General features: G+C 70.1%; 16 protein-coding genes. 7 read left to right on the top strand and 9 right to left on the bottom strand.

Annotated elements, in window-relative coordinates:
- Positions 1-11: 11 nt before the first annotated feature.
- Genes BM109_RS19200 through BM109_RS19230 form a run of 7 tightly spaced genes read left to right on the top strand, consistent with a single transcriptional unit; the run spans position 12 to position 7,037 of the window.
- The gene (locus BM109_RS19200) at positions 12-1,295 is read left to right on the top strand and encodes an ABC transporter permease (RefSeq protein WP_093345630.1); all 1,284 of its coding nucleotides are present in this window, start codon (positions 12-14) and stop codon (positions 1,293-1,295) included.
- A gap of 19 nt (positions 1,296-1,314) precedes the next feature.
- Positions 1,315-2,145, top strand: a complete 831-nt coding sequence (locus BM109_RS19205) for an ABC transporter permease (protein WP_093345632.1) — start codon at positions 1,315-1,317, stop codon at positions 2,143-2,145.
- On the top strand, positions 2,142-3,077 hold the full coding sequence (locus BM109_RS19210) for an aminotransferase class IV (protein ID WP_093345635.1): 936 nt from the start codon (positions 2,142-2,144) through the stop codon (positions 3,075-3,077). The genes BM109_RS19205 and BM109_RS19210 overlap by 4 nt, the downstream gene beginning before the upstream one ends.
- Positions 3,074-3,826 (top strand): SDR family NAD(P)-dependent oxidoreductase, encoded by a 753-nt coding sequence (locus tag BM109_RS19215; RefSeq protein WP_093345638.1) that lies wholly within the window; start codon positions 3,074-3,076, stop codon positions 3,824-3,826. Before BM109_RS19210 ends, BM109_RS19215 begins: the two co-directional genes overlap by 4 nt.
- Positions 3,827-3,855: 29 nt before the next feature.
- A complete protein-coding gene (locus BM109_RS19220; protein ID WP_093345640.1) occupies positions 3,856-4,893 on the top strand; it encodes a histone deacetylase family protein in 1,038 nt (345 codons plus the stop codon).
- Positions 4,894-4,938: 45 nt separating this feature from the next.
- The gene (locus tag BM109_RS19225) at positions 4,939-5,982 is read left to right on the top strand and encodes an ABC transporter substrate-binding protein (RefSeq protein WP_093345643.1); all 1,044 of its coding nucleotides are present in this window, start codon (positions 4,939-4,941) and stop codon (positions 5,980-5,982) included.
- Between the two features lie 11 nt (positions 5,983-5,993).
- Positions 5,994-7,037 (top strand): histone deacetylase family protein, encoded by a 1,044-nt coding sequence (locus BM109_RS19230; RefSeq protein WP_093346164.1) that lies wholly within the window; start codon positions 5,994-5,996, stop codon positions 7,035-7,037.
- A 13-nt stretch (positions 7,038-7,050) separates the two neighbouring features.
- Here BM109_RS19230 and BM109_RS19235 read toward each other — a convergent pair whose 3' ends face one another.
- From BM109_RS19235 to BM109_RS19275, 9 genes are all read right to left on the bottom strand, one after another.
- Positions 7,051-7,746 carry a GntR family transcriptional regulator gene (locus tag BM109_RS19235; protein ID WP_057590058.1) on the bottom strand — a complete coding sequence of 232 codons (696 nt, stop codon included), beginning with the start codon at positions 7,744-7,746 and terminating at the stop codon, positions 7,051-7,053.
- Between the two features lie 9 nt (positions 7,747-7,755).
- A complete protein-coding gene (locus BM109_RS19240; RefSeq protein WP_256222661.1) occupies positions 7,756-8,844 on the bottom strand; it encodes an ABC transporter ATP-binding protein in 1,089 nt (362 codons plus the stop codon).
- Complete coding sequence (locus BM109_RS19245) at positions 8,841-10,271, bottom strand: aminotransferase (RefSeq protein ID WP_093345648.1); 1,431 nt, start codon at positions 10,269-10,271, stop codon at positions 8,841-8,843. The genes BM109_RS19240 and BM109_RS19245 overlap by 4 nt, the downstream gene beginning before the upstream one ends.
- 312 nt (positions 10,272-10,583) lie before the next feature.
- Positions 10,584-10,940 (bottom strand): hypothetical protein, encoded by a 357-nt coding sequence (locus BM109_RS19250; protein WP_093345651.1) that lies wholly within the window; start codon positions 10,938-10,940, stop codon positions 10,584-10,586.
- 172 nt (positions 10,941-11,112) lie between these two features.
- Positions 11,113-12,204 carry an ABC transporter ATP-binding protein gene (locus BM109_RS19255; protein ID WP_093345654.1) on the bottom strand — a complete coding sequence of 364 codons (1,092 nt, stop codon included), beginning with the start codon at positions 12,202-12,204 and terminating at the stop codon, positions 11,113-11,115.
- Between the two features lie 7 nt (positions 12,205-12,211).
- Entirely contained in the window at positions 12,212-12,946 is a 735-nt protein-coding gene (locus BM109_RS19260; RefSeq protein ID WP_093345656.1) for a ribonuclease activity regulator RraA, read from the bottom strand.
- Positions 12,947-12,982: 36 nt separating this feature from the next.
- Positions 12,983-13,951, bottom strand: a complete 969-nt coding sequence (locus BM109_RS19265; protein ID WP_093345659.1) for an aldo/keto reductase — start codon at positions 13,949-13,951, stop codon at positions 12,983-12,985.
- Between the two features lie 5 nt (positions 13,952-13,956).
- Entirely contained in the window at positions 13,957-14,805 is an 849-nt protein-coding gene (locus tag BM109_RS19270; protein WP_093345661.1) for a carbohydrate ABC transporter permease, read from the bottom strand.
- Entirely contained in the window at positions 14,805-15,659 is an 855-nt protein-coding gene (locus BM109_RS19275; RefSeq protein WP_093345663.1) for a carbohydrate ABC transporter permease, read from the bottom strand. Before BM109_RS19275 ends, BM109_RS19270 begins: the two co-directional genes overlap by 1 nt.
- Between the last annotated feature and the right edge of the window lie 11 nt (positions 15,660-15,670).

The raw sequence follows: 15,670 nt of genomic DNA on the forward strand, positions 1-15,670 counted from the left end.
GGCCCGCGACGATGTCCACCGGTTCCTCCGCCGTCTCGCTCGCCGTTCCAACCCCGCCGGTGGGTGCCGGCGCGGCCCTCAGGCGCTCGACCCACCGCGCGGGCCGGCGCCAGCGGCTGGTGTCGCTGCTGCTGGTCGCGCCGCTGCTGCTCTACGGCGCCGTCTTCTTCCTGCTGCCGCTCGCGATGATGATCCACCGCGCCGTCGACAACCCCGAGGTGCGCGAGGCGCTGCCGCGCACCGCGCAGGTCCTGGCCGACTGGCAGCCCGCGGCCGCTTCGCTGCCCGGCGACCCCGCCTTCGCCGCGCTGGCCGCCGACATGGCGCAGGCCCAGGGCACGCGCGCCATCGGCGAGCTGGGCCGCCGCATGAACTACGAGATCAGCGGCTACCGCACGCTGGTGATGAAGACCGCGCGCCGCGCCGGCACCGACGCGCCTGCCGCACCCGATGCCAGGGCCTGGCTGCTCGAGGTCGACCCGCGCTGGGGCGAGGCCGTCTACTGGAGCGCGCTGCGCCGCGCCGCCACGCCCTACACCGCGCGCTACCTGCTGGCCGCGCTCGACATGGCGGAGAACGACGAGGGCCGCATCGTGCGCGCCGAGCCCGACCAACGCATCTACCTCGACATCCTCTGGCGCACCCTGTCGATCGCGGGCGCGGTCACGCTGGCCTGCCTGCTGCTCGGCTATCCGCTCGCGGCGCTGCTCGTGAAGGCGCCGAAGCCGATCGCCTTCGCGATCATGCTGGCGGTGCTGCTGCCCTTCTGGACCTCGCTGCTCGCGCGCACCACGGCCTGGATCGTGGTGCTGCAGGAGAACGGGCTGGTCAATGCGCTGCTGCAGGCCATCGGCGTCGTGAACCAGCCGCTCGCGCTGATCTTCAATGCCACCGGCCTCTACATCGTGATGGTGCACATCCTGCTGCCCTTCGCCGTGCTGCCGATCTACAACAGCCTCAAGGGCATCCCGCCGCACCTGATGCGCGCCTCGTCCTCGCTCGGCGCGCATCCGGTGCGCGGCTTCCTGCACGTCTACCTGCCGCTGAGCCTGCCGGGCGTGGCGGCCGGCGGCCTGCTGACCTTCATCGTGGCCGCGGGCTACTACATCACGCCCTCGCTGGTCGGCAGCGCGCGCGAGCAGATGCTCGGCTACTTCGTCGCCTTCTACGCCAACAACACCGTCAACTGGGGCATGGCCTCGGCGCTCGGCCTGATGCTGCTGGCCTGCGTGATGGCGGTGTACCTGGTGGCGGCCTCCACGCTCGGCGTGAAGCAGCTCGCGGGCATCAAGTGAAAGACGGGAACCCCTTCGCATGACCCACCGCCAATTCGCCCGCGCCGCCGGCGCCGTGCACTACCTGTACGGCGCGCTGATGGTGTGCTTCCTGCTGCTGCCGCTGCTCGCGATGACGCCGATCTCGCTGAGCGCCGGCTCCTTCCTGTCCTACCCGCTGCCCGGCTTCTCGACCCAGTGGTACCAGCGCGTGTTCTCGCCCGGCCCCTGGCTCGATTCGCTGCGCAACAGCCTCGTGGTCGGCGTGTGCTCGACCCTGATCGCCACCGTGCTCGGCACGCTCGCGGCCTTCGCCTTCGCGCGGCGCAACCTGCCGGCGCGGCGCACGCTGCTGGGCTTCCTGATGGCGCCGATGATCGTGCCGCCCGTGATCACCGGCCTGGGCATGTACTTCCTGTTCTCGCGCATCGGCCTCACGGCCTCGCTGCCGGGACTCGTGATCGCGCACGCGGTGCTGTCGACGCCCTTCGTCGTCATCACGGTCACGGCCACGCTGCAGCAGTTCGACATGGGCCTGCTGCGCGCCGCCTACAGCCTGGGCGCCTCGCCCGTGCGCGCCTTCTTCACCGTGGTGGTGCCGATCGTCATGTCGGGCATCGTCTCGGGCGCGCTGTTCGCGTTCATCACCTCGTTCGACGAGGTCGTGGTCGCCATCTTCATCGGCGGTCCAGGCCAGCGCACGCTGCCGCGCCAGATGTTCGACGGCATCCGCGACACCATCGACCCCTCGATCATCGCCATGTCGACCTTCCTGATGGTCGTCGCGGCGGTGGCGCTCACGCTGTCGGCCTGGCTGAGCCAGCGCGCGGCCCCTGTTCAACGCCCCCAGGACCCCGGAAGCTCCACATGAACCCAGACTTCTCCGCCGGCGTCGCCCACGTCGACGGCCAGTACGTCGCGCTGCGCGACGCCCGCATCCCCCTCGTCGACCGCGGCTTCGTGCGCTCCGACGCCACCTACGACGTGGCCCACGTCTGGCAGGGCCGCTTCTTCCGGCTCGACGACCACATCGACCGCTTCCTGTGGTCGATGGGCGAGCTGCGAATGAGCCTGCCGCTCTCGAAGAAGGAGATGCGCCACATCCTCGAGCAATGCGTGGCGCTCAGCGGCCTGCGCGATGCCTATGTGCAGATGACCTGCACGCGCGGCGTGCCGCCGCCGGGCTCGCGCGATCCGCGCGAATGCCAGAACCGCTTCTATGCCTTCTCGCAGCCCTTCGTCTGGATCGGCACGCCGGCACAACAACGCTCGGGGCTCGCGATGGTGATCAGCCAGGTGCAGCGCATCGCGAGCGCGGCGATCGACACGCGCGTGAAGAACTTCCACTGGCTCGACCTGACCATGGGCATCTTCGAAGCCTACGACCGCGGCGCGCTGGTCGCGGCGCTGCCCGATGCGCAAGGCAACGTGACCGAGGGCGCGGGCTTCAACATCTTCGGCGCCAAGGACGGCGCGCTGTTCACGCCGCGGCGCAATGTGTTCGAGGGCATGACGCGGCGCACCGTGATCGAGCTCGCGCGCCAGCTCGGCATCGGCTGCGAACTGGCCGACATCCCCGTGCAGCGGCTGCGCGAAGCCGACGAGATCTTCATCACCAGCACCGCCGGCGGCGTGATGCCCGTGACCCGGCTCGACGGCGCCAGCGTGGGCAACGGCGAGGTCGGTCCGCTGACGCAGCAGCTGCAGCGCATGTACTGGCAGCGCGCGGCGGACGACCCGCGCAACACCCCCGTGCCCTACGAGAACGTGGCCGCCGCGCGCGGCGGCAAGGAGCTCGCATGATCGTCGTCACCGGAGGCACCCACGGCATCGGCGCGGCCATCGTGGCCCAACTGGCCGGCCATGGCGAACAGGTGCTATTCACCGGCCGCGACACCGCGGCCGGCGAGGCACTGGCGCAGCACACCGGCGCCCACTTCGCGGCCGCGGATGCGTCCGACCCCGCGGCCGTGGCCGAGGTCGTCGCGCGCGCCGAGGCGCTGGGCGGCGGCGTGATCGACGGGCTGGTCAACAACGCGGGTGCCGGTTCGCGCAGCGCCTTCCTCGAGCTGGGCGTCGACGACTGGGACCGGCTGATGGCGGTCAACCTGCGCTCGGTGTTCCTGTTCAGCCAGAAGGCGCTGCCGGCCCTGCAGAAGTCACAGCGCGGCGCCGTCGTCAACGTGGCCTCGATCGCCGGCAAGGTCGGCGAGGAGGGGCTCGCGGCCTACTGCGCCTCGAAGGGCGGCGTGATCGCGCTCACGCAGGCGCTGGCGCTGGAGTTCGGCGAGCGCGTGCGCTTCAACGCGGTGTGCCCCGGCCAGATCGCCACGCGGATGATGGCGCGCGTGATCGCCGACGCCGACCGCCTGGCCGCGCTCACGCGGCGCATTCCCGCCGGCCGGCTCGGCGAGGCCGGCGAGGTGGCCGACACGGTCTGCTGGCTGCTCTCGGCGCAGGCCAGCTTCATCAACGGCGCGGTGCTCACGGTCGACGGCGGCGAAACCGCGGGCTACCGCACGCCGCCGCTGCCCGGCGCACCGCGCGCCTGAACGCTCCTTCCTTCGATAGCGAGACACCCATGCTTCCCGTCCTCTACACCCCCATTCATCGCGAGCACGAGCCCTCGTTCTTCTTCGTCACCGGCCGCTTCACGCCCGCGCAGGAGCGCATCGACCGCGCGGAGCAGCTGCGCGATGCGGCCGTGCAGGCCGGCTGCGAACTCGTGGCCGCCGCCGAGCATGGCCTGGGCCCGGTCGCCGACGTGCACACGCCCGACTACCTGTGCTTTCTGCAGGACGGCCATCGCCGCTGGTCCGAGATCCCGGGCGCCGCGCCCGAGATCGTGCCCAACGTGTTCGCGGTGCCGGGCCTGCAGCACGGCTACCCCGAGCGCGTGGTCGGCCAGGCCGGCTACCACATGCAGGACCTGGCCTCGCCGATCGGCCCGGGCACGGCCGCCGCGGCCTTCGCCTCGGCCAACCTCGCGGCCGATGCCGCGCAGCGCGTGCTGCAGGGCGCCAAGGCGGCCTACGCGATCTGCCGGCCGCCCGGCCACCACGCCTACCGCGAGCGCGGCGGCGGCGTCTGCTACCTCAACAACGCCGCGATCGCCGCACAGCTGCTGCGCCGCCATGGCCGCCGCGTGGCCGTGATCGACATCGACGTGCACCACGGCAACGGCACGCAGGGCATCTTCTACGAGCGCTCCGACGTCTACTTCGTCTCGCTGCACCGCGACCCGACGAACTACCACCCTTACTTCTGCGGCTACGCGCAGGAGCGCGGCGCCGGCGCGGGCCTGGGCTACAACCTGAACCTGCCGCTGCCGGCCGAGACCGGCGACGACGCCTACCTGGTGGCGCTCGAGCACGCCTGCCGCCGCCTCGCGGCCTACAGCCCCGACGCGCTGGTGATCTCGCTGGGCCTCGATGCGCACGAGCACGATCCGTTCAAGGGCCTGAAGGTGACGACCGAGGGCTTCCGCCGCATCGGCGAGCGCCTGGGCCGGCTCGGCATGCCGAGCGTGATGGTGCAGGAGGGCGGCTACGACTGCGACCACATCGGCGCCAACCTCGTGCACTTCCTCGACGGCTTCACGGGCGGGCTGCGCGCCTGAGCCTGTTCCTTTCTTTCCTCCCCGTTCCTTTCTCCCGGAGTTCCCATGAACCTTTCGCTTTCCCTGCGCGGCCTCGTCCTGGCCGGCCTCGCCTTCGCCGCCCCGTGGACCCAGGCGCGCGACCTCACCGTCGTGAGCGTCGGCGGCGCGTTGCAGGAGTCCTTCCGCAAGGCCTACTGGCAACCCTATGCCGCCGCGAAGTCCGAGAAGCTGGTGGAGGACAGCAACGTGGTCGGCCTCACCAAGGTCAAGGCCATGGTCGAGTCGGGCAACGTGATCTGGGACCTGGTGCAGATGGACGAGGAGGACGTGATGGTCGGCTGCGACTCGGGCCTGCTCGAGAAGATCGACTGGGCCAATGCGGCGCCTGCCACGCGCGACTTGCCCAGGGAGTTGATGAACCCCTGCGGCGTACCGGCCATGCTGTGGGCCAAGGTGCTCAGCTACGACAGCAAGCGCCTGCCCGACGGCCCGAAATCGTGGGCCGACTTCTGGGACACCAAGCGCTGGCCCGGCAAGCGCGCGCTGCGCAAGCAGGCCAAGCAGACGCTCGAGATCGCGCTGATGGCCGACGGCGTGCCGGCCGCCGAGGTCTACAAGCTGCTGGCGACCAAGGCCGGCCAGGACCGCGCCTTCGCCAAGCTCGACCAGATCAAGAAGGACGTGCAGTGGTGGGAGGCCGGCGCCCAGCCGATCGAATGGCTGGCCTCGGGCGCGGTGGTGATGGCCTCGGCCTACAACGGCCGCATCGATGCCGCGAACAAGGAAGGCCGTTCGCTGGCCATGGTGTGGAAGAACCAGGTCTACGGGCCGACCGACTGGGTGGTGGTGAAGGGCAGCCCGAACAAGGCCAAGGCGCTCGCGCTGATCGACTACATGAGCGCGCCGGCGCAGCAGAAGCTGTTCGCCGAGACCATTCCCTACGGCCCGGCCAATCCGAAGGCGCAGGCCCTGCTCTCGAAGGCCGTGCTCGACAAGCTGCCCAACGCGCCGCAGAACATCGACCAGCCGCTGCTGCAGAACACCGCCTTCTGGGCCGACCATCTCGACGAGCTGCAGCAGCGCTTCGCGAAGTGGGTGTCGAACTGAGCGGCATGGCGATGGCGGCTGACGCCAGCGGGTTGCAGATCCTGCACACGCCGCTGCATGCGCTGCACCGCCCCGGGCTGCTGGGCGCGCGCGGTGGATGGCGCAGCTCGCGCGATGTGCCCGAGCGTGTCGACGCGATGCGCGCTGCGCTCGGCGCAGCGGGCTTCGCGGTGGAGGACGGCACGGTATCGCACGGCCTGGCGCCGCTGGCGCGCGTGCACGATGCGCGCTATCTCGACTTTCTCGCCACCGCGCATGCCGAGTGGTTGGCGCTGCCGGGTGCCTCGGCCGAGGTGCATGCCAACGTGTTCGCGATGCGGCGCCACGGCGGCGGCTATCCGCGTTCGGTCGAGGGCCGCGCGGCCTTCCACTTCCACGACCAGTTGGCCCCGATCGGGCCCACGACCTGGGAGGCCGCGCGCGCCGCCGCGGACCTGGCCGTCGAGGCCGCCGAGCGCGTGCTGCGTGGCGCGCGCTGCGCCTATGCGCTGTGCCGGCCGCCCGGCCACCATGCCTATGCCGACATGGCCGGCGGCGGCACCTATCTCAACAACGCGGCGATCGCCGCCGAGCATCTGCGCCAGCGCTTCGCGCGTGTCGCGGTGCTCGACCTCGACGTGCACCACGGCAACGGCACGCAGGACATCTTCTGGCGCCGCGCCGACGTGCTCTTCGTCTCGCTGCATCGCGACCCGGTCGACTACCACCCGTTCTTCGCGGGCCATGCCGATGAGCGCGGCGAAGGGGAGGGCGAGGGCTTCACCTTGAACCTGCCGCTGCCCGCGGGCACGGGCGACGCGGATTACCTGCGGCAGCTCTGGCCCGCGCTCGAGCGCATCGACCGCTTCGCGCCCCAGGCACTGGTGGTGTCGCTGGGCCTCGACGCCCACGAGTCGGACCCGGCCGCGGGACTGCGCCTCACCGAAACGGGCTTCGCCGGCATGGGCCGGCAGGTGGCGTCGCTGGGGCTGCCGACGGTGCTGGTGCAGGAAGGTGGCTACAACCCCGCGGTGGTCGGGGCGTCGCTGGTGGCGTTCCTCGACGCCTGGCGCTGAGCGCGCGGGCCGATCAGGCCTCGGCGGCCTCGAGGCTCTGCTCGTATTCCTTGAGGAAGCGCTCGATGCTCGGCCCGGCCGACATCAGGTCGGCCCGGATGGCCGTCACGGCGGCGGCCGGGTCGCGACGCGCGAGCGCGTCGAGCAGCGCATCGTGCTGGCCGTAGCCCTGGTCGTACGAACCGTCGGACTTCTCGTAGAAGGCGCGCAGGATCGGGCCCATCGAGGCCCACATGTTCTCGATCATCGACAAGAGCCGCGGCAGGCCGCAGTGCTCGTAGACGCCGAAATGGAACTCGCGGTTGTAGCGCAGCTGGTTCTCGGGATGGTGCGCCGCCTCGGCCTGCGCGAACTTCTTGTTGATCCGCACCAGCTCCGCCACGTCCTTGTCGCTGACCTTGAGCGCGGCCTGCTCGACCGCCGCGCTCTCGAGCGCCACGCGCACCGTGCGGATCTCGATGTAGCGCTCCAGGCTCAGCGGCGGCACGATGATCTGCTTGGCCGTCTCCATCTCGAGCGCATGCTCGCTGACCAGCCGCAGCAGCGCCTCGCGCACCGGCGTGTCGCTGGTGCCGAACATCTGCGCCGCCTCGCTGATGCGGATCCGGTCGCTGGGCATGAAGCGCCCGGCGATCAGCGATTCGCGCATCTCCGAGTACACGCGCGCGGCGAGGTTGGTCTTGTCGATGGGTTTGATCTTGGGTTTCACGGGTTCTTTTCAGGCGGGTCGCGCGAAAACGAGCATATCGCGGGATTGCCATCCCAGAGCGACGTCCGCGCCCACCACGGTATCGCGCGGCAGCGTGCCGTGGCCGAGCTTGGCCACGATCTGGTCGCCGTTGCGCAGCCGCGCGATCAGCCGCGTGTGGTCGCCCAGGTAGACCAGGTCGACCACCTCGGCGCTGACCTGCACGCCCTGGCCGTCGGCCAGCCGCACGCACTCGGGCCGCACCAGCGCGCAGCCCGCGCCCGCCGGATGCGATGCCTGCCCCTGGCCGGTCTCGGGCAGCGGGATCCGCAGGCCGTCGCGCAGCTGCAGCACGCCCGCGGGCTCGATGGTGCCGTCGAGCCGGTTGTTCTCGCCGATGAAGGTGGCGATGTAGTCGGTGGCGGGCGCGTCGTAGATGGTGCGCGGCGGCGCCAGCTGCTCGATGCGGCCGTCGTGGAAGACCGCGACCCGGTCGGACATCGTCAGGGCCTCGCCCTGGTCGTGCGTGACGTAGACCACCGTCACGCCCAGCTCGCGGTGGATCTGCTTGATCTCGTACTGCATGTGCTCGCGCAGGTTCTTGTCGAGCGCGCCGAGCGGCTCGTCCATCAGCACCAGCTCGGGGTCGAACACCAGCGCGCGCGCCAGCGCCACGCGCTGCTGCTGGCCGCCCGAGAGCTGGCCCGGCTTGCGCTCGGCCATGCCCGCGAGCCGCACCAGCTGCATCGCGCGGTCGACCTTGTCGCGCAGCGCCTGCCCCGAGATGCCGCGCATCCTCAGCGGATAGGCCAGGTTCTGCGCCACGCTCATATGGGGAAACAGGGCGTAGTTCTGGAACACCATGCCGATGCCGCGCTTGTGCGGCGGCACGTCCTGGATCGGCCGGCCGTCCATGAGGATGCGCCCGCGCGTCGGGTTCTCGAAGCCGGCCAGCATCATCAGCGTGGTGGTCTTGCCCGAGCCCGAAGCGCCCAGCATGGTGAGGAATTCGCCGCGGCGGATCTCCAGGTTCAGGTCGGGGATGACGAGGTGCTCGCCGTCGTAGCTCTTCTGGACGCCGATCAGCTCGATCAGCGGGCGTTCCGTCGTGGTGTTCACGCTGCTTCCTTTCGCGCCGCGGCGGGTGCCTTCCAGGGATCGCGCGCGGCCACCTCGTCGAGCGCGGCGCCGAGGGTATGCGCCATCCATTCGACCTGGGCCTCGTCGAGCACATAGGGCGGGCTCAGCGCGATCACGTCGCCCATGTTGCGCACGATCAGGCCGCGCTCGCGCGTGGCCTGCTCGACCTGGGCGCCCACGCCCTGCGTCGGATCGAAGGCCTCGCGCGTGTCGCGGTCGCGCACCAGCTCGATGCCCGCGATGAAGCCCCTGCCGCGGATCTCGCCGACCAGCGGATGCGCGGCCAGCGGCGCCAGGCTCGCGTGCAGCCGTTCGCCGAGGCGACGGGCATGGGCCGGCAGGTCCATCTGCTCGTAGATCGACAGCGCCTCGAGCGCCACGGCCGCGCCCAGCGGATGGCCGGAGTAGGTGAAGCCGTGGCCGAAGCCGCCGGTGCGGCCGCTCTCGGCCTCGATGACCTCGTACACCCGCGGCGCCACCACCACGCAGGAGATCGGCGCGTAGCCGGCCGACAGCCCCTTGGCGCAGGCCATCATGTCGGGCTCGAAGCCGAAGGACTGCGCGCCGAACCATTCGCCGGTGCGGCCGAAGCCGCAGATGATCTCGTCGGACAGCATCAGGATGCCGTGGCGCCGCAGCACCGCCTGCACGCGCGGGAAGTAGCCCTCGGGCGGCACCAGCACGCCGCCGGCGCCGATGATCGGCTCGGCGATGAAGGCCGCGATGGTGCCGGCGCCCTCGCGCTCGATGGTCTGTTCCAGGTCGGCCACCAGCCGGTCGACGAAGGCCGCGTCGCTCTCGCCGGGCAGGGCGTGGCGGTAGGCCGAGGGGCATTCGAGCCGCACGATGCCGGGGATCGGCAGGCCGAAGGCGGCATGCATGTTCGGCAGGCCCGAGAGGCTCGCGCCCATCACCGTCGAGCCATGGAAGCCGCGCTGGCGCGCGAGGATCTTGCGGCGCGCCGGCTCGCCGCGCGCGATGTGGAAGTTCCAGGCCAGCTTGACCATGCTGTCGTTGGCCTCCGACCCCGAGGTGGCGAAGAACACGCGCGCATCGCGCATCGGCGCCAGCGCCGCCACCTTGGCCGCGAGCAGCGAGGCGACGTCGGTCGAGCGGTGGTTGAAGGTGTGGTAGTAGGGCAGCCGGCGCATCTGGCGCAGCGCGGCGTCCACCAGCCGCGACTCGGAGAAACCCAGCGAGGCGCACCACAGGCCGGCCATGCCCTCGAGGTAGCGCTGGCCGTGCTCGTCGAACACGTAGGCGCCTTCGCCGCGCACCATCACGAGCGGGCCGCGGCTGCGATGGGTCTGGAGGTTGGTCTGGGAATGCAGGTGGTGTGCCGTGTCGGCCTTGCCGACGGCGCTGTGGCGCGCCGTGTCCGGGGAGAGGGTTTCGATGTCGGTCATGGTCTGGGTTTGGATGCAGGATATATCCTATATGACGAATTGAAACGGTGCAAGCCGATGGCTGGCGGCGCGAAACGCTGGATGGAGGGGGGCGGCGGGCACGCGAAGGCCCATGCGCAGCGCGCCCGGGCCGAAGGCGACCGGGCGGAGGGAATACCAAAGGATGAAGGGGTTCGGCGCTCGCGCCCTCAGCGGTGGAGGGCGTTGGTCAGGGAAAAGATGGCGCCGGGAACCTGCCAGACAAAGCTGTGCACCGCACAAACTTTAAGCAGACTGTTGTTTCCCCTTTGAAAACAACAGCTTAGATCGCTTTTACAACGCAGTACCTGAGTTATCCACAAAGTTGCCCACGGAAAATGGGGAGCACTTGGACATCATCAGCTCGCGCGCGGAGAAGGTACGGCGCAGGTGGGGCCGCGGCAGCGCGAAGGTCGGGCGGTCGCGCTCCTCGATCCAGTGCGAACCCACGCCGTAGACCGCGTTCTGCACCTCGCACACGATGCGGGCCTCGCGCCGAGCCGCGGCCGTGGCCGGCACCCACATGCCGCCATCGTGGTGCTCGTCGTCCTCGTGGTGGCGCACATCCCAGCGCCAATGGACGCGGATCTGGGCGGTCTCCACACCCGGAAAGATCTCGGCGATGAAATTGTTAAAAATCATTAACTGCATGCTAGGCAGGCCCGGCGGAGGCACAAGGGCCGCCGGCGAAACCTGCCTTCAAGGCTGTGCAGTTTTCCTCACTTTTTGACACATTTTTGTTCCGTGTCACGTTTCGTTTGTTCCCGAAGGAACGTAACGCCCGTAACGCCGGCAGCCCCGAAGGGCGGTCGGATGCCCGGGTTCAGGCGTCGACAGGCAGTCTCAGTCCCGTTCGCGTGTCGAACAAATGGACCTTGCGCACGTCGGGCAGGAAGCCGACCCGGTCGTCGACCCGGGCCTGGGTGCGCTCGCGCAGCACGCAGTTCAGCCGCAGCGTCTCGCCGATGCCGAGCACCACGTGGGTCTCGGGCCCGGTCGGCTCGATCGACCGCACCACGGCCGAGCCCTCGCCCGGAACGCCGCCGCCCAGCGCGATGTCCTCGGGCCGCACGCCGTAGGTGCAGTCCTGGCCGGCCCAGCGCCGTGCCGCCTCGGGCAGCGCCAGCACCAGGCCTTCGGGGGTGCGCAGCACCGGCGCGCCGCCGTCGGGCGACTCGACCCGGCCCGGCACGAAGTTCATGGCCGGCGAGCCGATGAAGCCCGCCACGAAGACGTTGCGCGGCCGGTCGTAGAGCTCGAGCGCCTCGCCCATCTGCTCGACCACGCCGTCGCGCATCACCACGATGCGGTCGGCCATGGTCATGGCCTCGATCTGGTCGTGCGTGACGTAGACCATGGTGGTGCCGAGCCGGCGGTGCAGCGCCTTGATCTCGGCGCGCATCTGCACGCGCAGCTTGGCGTCGAGGTTCGACAGCGGCTCGTCGAACAGGAACACCTGCGGATCGCGCACGATGGCGCGGCCCATGGCCACGCGCTGGCGCTGGCCGCCCGAGAGCTGTTTCGGAAAGCGCTGCATCAGCGGCTCGAGCCCGAGGATCGCGGCCGCGTTGGCCAGCCGGCGCTCGATCTCGGCCTTGGGCTCGTTGCGCATCTTCATCGCGAAGGCCATGTTGTCGGCCACCGTCATGTGCGGGTAGAGCGCGTAGTTCTGGAACACCATCGCGATGTCGCGCTCCTTGGCCGGCAGGTGGTTCACCAGCCGCTCGCCGATCCGGATCTCGCCCGCGCTCACGCGCTCGAGCCCCGAGATCATGCGCAGCAGGGTCGACTTGCCGCAGCCCGAGGGCCCGACCAGCACCACGAACTCGCCGTCGGCCATCGGGATGCTGACCTCCTTGATGACGGCCGTGTCCCCGAAGGACTTGCTGACCTTGTCGATCTGGATCGCTGCCATAGCGCGCTCAGGCCTTCGCTTGCGCTGCGCGCCATGCCTCGTAGGCGCGGCGGCTCTCGTCCGAGGGCGGGTAGAGGCCGAAGGTGGAAGCGCCCTGGTCGACCTGGCGCGTGACGTAGTCCTCGAACTCCGTCATCTGCGCGGCCTCCTCGGCCACCTCGTCGACCAGGTGCGGCGGGATCACGATCACGCCCTCAGCGTCGCCCACGATGACGTCGCCCGGATAGACCGGCACGCCGCCGCAGCCGATGGGCACGTCGATGTCCATCGCATGGTGCTTGGTGAGGTTGGTCGGCGCGGCCGGCTGGCGGCAGTACACAGGGAAGTCGAGTTCGCGCAGCTCGGGCGTGTCGCGAAAGCCGCCGTCGGTGACCGCGCCCGCGGCGCCGCGCCGCAGCATGCGCGTGATCAGGATGGCGCCGGCCGAGGCCGCGCTGGCATCGCCGCGGCTGTCGATCATGAGCACATGGCCCGGCGGGATGGTCTCGACCACCTTGCGCTGGGCGTTCTCGCGGTCTGCGAACACGCCCAGGTGATCGAGGTCCTCGCGCGCCGGGATGTAGCGCAGCGTGGTCGCCAGGCCGACCATGCGCGCGGCGCGCCGGTTCAGTGGCAGCGCGCCCTGCACCACGGCATTGCGCAGGCCGCGCTTGAACAGCGCGGTCGACAGGGTGGCGATGCTGATGCCGCGCAGTTGCGCCGCGCGCTCGGGGCTGAGGGTCGGGGTCGTGGAGGTGGTCATGGGTGAAGGCCTGGAGAAGTGGATCTGTGCGGTGGATCAGGCGGCGCCGATCGGCTGCGCGAAGGCGAGTCGGTTGCGCTCGCGCGCCTGCTGCAGTTGCGGATGCGCGAGCAGGGTGCGCAGCAGCGCCTGGTCGGCGTCGGACAGCTCGGGCCGCGCGGCCGCCTCGACGCTGGCCGACAGCTGCTCGGGCGTGCCCGCGCCGACGATCAGGCCGTCGACGCCGGGCTGCGCGAGCGTCCAGCGGATGGCGGCGCGTGCCACCGCGGCGCGGTCGTCGATGCCGGCGGCCGCGGCGATGCGGAACAGCTCGCCCTTCATGAAGACCTCGCGCACCACCACGCGCACGCCCATGGCCCGCGCGGCGGGAATCAGGCGCTCGAGGGCACCGTCGTCGGCCAGGTTGAAGTTGAGGTTCAGCGAGGCGAAGGCGCCGGTCTCGAGCAGCGCGAGGTAGGTGGCCGCGCCCGAGAAGCTGTCGGCCGCGGCGCAGCGGATCAGCCCTTCCTGCTGGAGCGCGCGCACCGCTTGCGCGAGCTTGCCGGGAAAGGCGCGGTCCTGTTCGATGGCGTCCTTCAGGATGCCGAGATTGAGGATGTCGATGCGCTCGCGGCCCATCAGCGCGAGGATGCGCAGCACCTCTTCGCGCAGCTGGCCCGGCGAGACCATCCGGCGGTTGCCGGGGTCGTAGCCGTAGACCATGCCTTCGGGCCGGGTCTGCACCACGGCCGCTCCGGGTGGCGGCAGTTCGCGCAGGTTGCGGCCCAGCGCTTCCTTCTCCGAATCCATGGTCACGTCGAAACTGTCGATGCCCAGCGCGTAGGCGCGCTCGAGCACCGAGCGGCGCAGCGGCCCGCCGAAGCCCGGGAACAGGTGGCCGGGCGTGACCGCGAGGCGCAGGTCCTCGTTGAAGGCGCGCGAGCGGCCGTCGGGCAGGTACTCGTGCCCGCCGAGCACGATGCGCGAGAGCCGTACGCCGCTGGCGCCCAGCGTGAAGTGGTCCATCGGCGTCATCCCTTCACGGCCGAGCCGGCCGAACTCTTGACCAGGTAGCGCTGCAGGAACACGTAGGCCCCGGCGGGAATGGCGCAGCCGATGACGGTGGCGGCCATGATGTCGGACCACAGCACGCGGAACTGGCCCACCAGGTTGGTGATGCCCAGCGTCATCGTTTGCTTGCTGGGCTCGCTGATCAGGCACAGCGCCCACAGCAGGTCGCCCCAGGCGAGCAGGAAGGCGAACACCATGGTCGCCACCAGCCCGGGCAGGATGTTCGGCAGGATGCAGTGCCACAGGCATTGCAGGCGCGAGGCGCCGTCGATCTCGGCGGCCTGGTCGATCTCCAGCGGCACGCTGTCGATGTAGCCCTTGAGCATCCAGACCGAGAACGGCAGGGTCAGCGTGGTCTGCGCGAGGATCAGCCCGAGATGGGTGTTGTAGAGCCCCGCGAAGGACATCATCTTGAAGTAGGGCCCGACCAGCAGCACGCCCGGGATCACCTGGCTCGCGAGGAACATCACCATCATGGTGTCGCGCCCGCGGAAGCGGAAGCGCGAGAAGCCGTAGGCGCAGAACACGCCGATGGTGGCCGAGAGCAGGGCGGTGGCGCCCGACACCTGCAGGCTGTTGAGGAAGTAGCGCACCAGCCCTTCCTGCCCCCAGATGCGCGCATAGGCGTCGACCGTGAACGACTGCGGCAGGATGGTGGCGGGAAAGCTCGTGACCTCGATGTCGGTCTTGAACGAGGACGACACCATCCAGAAGAAGGGCAGCAGGTTGTAGAGCGCCATCGCGGCCAGCGCCGCGTAGATGCCGAGCCAGCGCGCGAAGCCGCCGCCGCTCTCGTCGTGGGTGCGCATCACTTGTCCTCCTTGAGCGTGAGCCGCACGTAGGGCACCGCGAGCACCATCAGGATGGCCGCGAGCACGACCGCGATCGACGAGGCATAGGCGGTGTCGAAGAACTGGAAGTAGTTCTTGTAGACCTGCAGCGAGAGGTTCTGCGTGGCGTAGCCGGGGCCGCCGCCGGTCATGCCGTAGACCATGCCGAACAGCCGGCATTCCCAGATCGCGTCGAGCACCACCGCCAGCAGGATCATGGTGCGCAGGTTGGGCAGCGTGATGTGGCGGAACTTCTTCCAGGCGCCGGCGCCGTCGATCTCGGCCGCCTCGTACTGGTCGCGCGGTATCGCCTGCAGGCCGGCCAGCAGGATCAGCATCACGTAGGGATAGCCGCGCCAGGTCTCGGCCATGATCACCGACAGCAGCGACAGCGAGGGATCGCCGAGCCAGTCGATCGGGCCGGGCAGGTCGAGCCGCTGCATCACGGCGTTGATGCCGCCGGTGAGCGTGTCGAAGATGAAGCGGAAGATCAGCCCGCCGATCACGTCGGGCATGGTCCACGGCAGGATCGCGATCACGCGGAACAGCCAGCGCGCCTTCATGTCGAGGTTGAGCAGCATCGCCACGCCCAGCCCGAGCACGAGGTGCAGGCTCACGACGGTGCCGACGAACAGCGCGGTGTTGAACAGGGTGCGCGCGAACTCGGCATCGCCCAGCAGCCGCCGGTAGGCGCCCAGGCCCATCGGCGCGCTGCCGCCGGCGCCGAAGCTCTGGAACACCGAGGCGATGGCCGGGAACCCCAGGATCACCACCATCAGCACCACGGCGGGCATGACAAAGGCATAGCCCGCGCCGCGGGACTCGTCGGACATCGTCGGTTCCT

Source organism: Variovorax sp. PDC80, assembly GCF_900115375.1.
Classification (GTDB): domain Bacteria; phylum Pseudomonadota; class Gammaproteobacteria; order Burkholderiales; family Burkholderiaceae_C; genus Variovorax.

Bases quoted from the DNA above. Each gene is read 5' to 3' on its own strand.
- BM109_RS19200 (WP_093345630.1), top strand. From the start codon at position 12: ATGTCCACCGGTTCCTCCGCCGTCTCGCTCGCCGTTCCAACCCCGCCG.
- BM109_RS19205 (WP_093345632.1), top strand. From the start codon at position 1,315: ATGACCCACCGCCAATTCGCCCGCGCCGCCGGCGCCGTGCACTACCTG.
- BM109_RS19210 (WP_093345635.1), top strand. From the start codon at position 2,142: ATGAACCCAGACTTCTCCGCCGGCGTCGCCCACGTCGACGGCCAGTAC.
- BM109_RS19215 (WP_093345638.1), top strand. From the start codon at position 3,074: ATGATCGTCGTCACCGGAGGCACCCACGGCATCGGCGCGGCCATCGTG.
- BM109_RS19220 (WP_093345640.1), top strand. From the start codon at position 3,856: ATGCTTCCCGTCCTCTACACCCCCATTCATCGCGAGCACGAGCCCTCG.
- BM109_RS19225 (WP_093345643.1), top strand. From the start codon at position 4,939: ATGAACCTTTCGCTTTCCCTGCGCGGCCTCGTCCTGGCCGGCCTCGCC.
- BM109_RS19230 (WP_093346164.1), top strand. From the start codon at position 5,994: ATGGCGGCTGACGCCAGCGGGTTGCAGATCCTGCACACGCCGCTGCAT.
- BM109_RS19245 (WP_093345648.1), bottom strand. From the start codon at position 10,271: ATGACCGACATCGAAACCCTCTCCCCGGACACGGCGCGCCACAGCGCC.
- BM109_RS19250 (WP_093345651.1), bottom strand. From the start codon at position 10,940: ATGCAGTTAATGATTTTTAACAATTTCATCGCCGAGATCTTTCCGGGT.
- BM109_RS19255 (WP_093345654.1), bottom strand. From the start codon at position 12,204: ATGGCAGCGATCCAGATCGACAAGGTCAGCAAGTCCTTCGGGGACACG.
- BM109_RS19260 (WP_093345656.1), bottom strand. From the start codon at position 12,946: ATGACCACCTCCACGACCCCGACCCTCAGCCCCGAGCGCGCGGCGCAA.
- BM109_RS19265 (WP_093345659.1), bottom strand. From the start codon at position 13,951: ATGGACCACTTCACGCTGGGCGCCAGCGGCGTACGGCTCTCGCGCATC.
- BM109_RS19270 (WP_093345661.1), bottom strand. From the start codon at position 14,805: ATGCGCACCCACGACGAGAGCGGCGGCGGCTTCGCGCGCTGGCTCGGC.
- BM109_RS19275 (WP_093345663.1), bottom strand. From the start codon at position 15,659: ATGTCCGACGAGTCCCGCGGCGCGGGCTATGCCTTTGTCATGCCCGCC.